Source organism: Streptomyces beijiangensis, from assembly GCF_017315755.1.
In the GTDB taxonomy this organism is placed as follows: Bacteria; Actinomycetota; Actinomycetes; order Streptomycetales; family Streptomycetaceae; genus Streptomyces; species Streptomyces beijiangensis.
The window spans coordinates 1-1,705 of record NZ_JAFLRJ010000688.1 but is presented as its reverse complement, the minus strand read 5'-3'; the positions used below and the strand labels follow the sequence as shown (position 1 = coordinate 1,705).

Sequence of the window (1,705 nt, the reverse complement as noted above, 5' to 3'; positions counted from 1 at the left end):
GCGCGGGCAGCAGCCGGGCCCTGGGCGCGAGTGCCGCCGCCGTCACGCCGTCGTCCTCATGGGTACGCACAGAGGCCGCCACCTCCGCCGATACGACCGCAGTCACCCCTTCACCAGCCCTTTCGCAACGCCGCCGAGCGCCAGGTAGACGTCCTCCAGGCTCGGGGTGGACAGCGTGAAGTCGTCCAGCGCGGCGAAGGCCGCCCCACCGGTGACAGCCGCGACAGCGGCCCGCGCCTCGTCGGGTGCCAGACGCAGCACCCACCGCCGCCCGGACTCGTCCGCGAAGTGGCGCAGTGCGGCCACCTCGGGCACCTCGATCGGCGCGCGGTCACGCCACACCAGATCGACCCGCACCTCGTCGGCGACCTGCGCCTTCAGCCCGGCCGGGGTGTCGCAGGCGATGACCCTGCCACGCTCCATGACGGCGACCCGGTCGAGGACGGTCTCGGCCTCGATGACGTTATGGGTGACGAGCAGCACGGTCGCCCCGTGCTCGGCCCGCCGCCGGTCGACGGCCGCCCAGACCGCGCGGCGCGCGACGGGGTCCATCCCGGTGGTGGGCTCGTCCAGGACCAGGATCGGCCGTTCGCCGACGAGAGCCGCCGCAAGGCAGGCGAGCCGGCGCTGTCCGCCGGAGAGCTTCTTCAGGGGGCGTCCGGCGATCTCGCCGAGCCCCAGTTCCTCGATGACGGTGTCGCGCGCCGCGCGGGCGTCGTTAAGGGTGAGTCCGCGCAGCCGCCCGGTGGTCTCGGCGGCGAGTGCGACGGTCAGCTCATCGAGGGCCGTCGACTCCTGCCCGAGGTAGGCCNNGGTCGACTTGCCCGCACCGTTGGGCCCCAGGAGCCCGAAGATCTCGCCGCGGCGCACGTCCAGGGAGATGCCGTCGGTGGCCCGCACGGCCTCGGTGGCCGGGACCCCGCGCCGTCCGCGCGCGGCGGGGTACGTCTTCACCAGGTCCCGCACCACGCATACGCTGCCCGTCCTCACGAGGTACGAGGGTACGGGGTTGGACGCCCCGGATTGCGCCGGGGGCCCGGTCCGCCCCGGTTCGCTACTCGGCCGCAGGTGCGTGCTCGGCAGCTGCCCGTACATCGATCTCGCGCCAGAACCCGGCCCTGATCGCATAGCGGTCGTGCTCGTCGATCTGGTCGTCCTTGTGCGCGAGGAGGCCGAATCTGGCCGCGTACCGCAGCAGCTCGCCGTCGATGCGGTGCGGGATCCGCGGGTACATCGTCGACAGCTTCGGTACGTGGCCCGGCTCGGGGAGGCGTTCCATCCACCGCCGGGCGAACACCTGTCCGACCTCGAAGGGGTCGCCGCCGACGGTGGTGATGTCCTCTTCGCGGTCCGCCCACCGCTGCTCGGCGCTGGTCAGCTGGGCCAGGGTCGGCAGGGACGCGGTCTCCGCGGGCTCGCCGAGGGGGCCGCCCGGCCGCTCGACCCAGCCCTTGTCGGACGACCAACGCAGCGTGGCGCTGGCCGGGGGCGGGGCGGGCGCGACACCGGCCCCCGCACTGGTACCGGGGCCGCGCAGGGCCGCCAGATCCTTCGGCGTCGGTACGCCCTTGGTGCCGGCCGGGGCGCGGTCGGCGTCCTCCTCGGCCTCGGGAGGGGGCCCGGGCGTCGATCCGTTCCGTACGGCCTGCGCCGCGCGCTCCGCCGAAGCGGCCAGCGCGGACTCGGGCAGCGGCGCGGAGAGGAT

1 protein-coding gene and 1 pseudogene are annotated in these 1,705 nt (G+C 74.6%); both read right to left on the bottom strand.

Annotated features, from left to right (window positions below; genetic code table 11):
• Positions 1-102 precede the first annotated feature (102 nt).
• Positions 103-969: an ABC transporter ATP-binding protein gene (locus tag J0695_RS38330; protein WP_372445903.1), complete on the bottom strand. Its 867-nt coding sequence runs from the start codon at positions 967-969 to the stop codon at positions 103-105.
• 85 nt (positions 970-1,054) lie between these two features.
• A pseudogene (locus J0695_RS38325) lies at positions 1,055-1,705 on the bottom strand (NYN domain-containing protein); the annotation flags it as partial.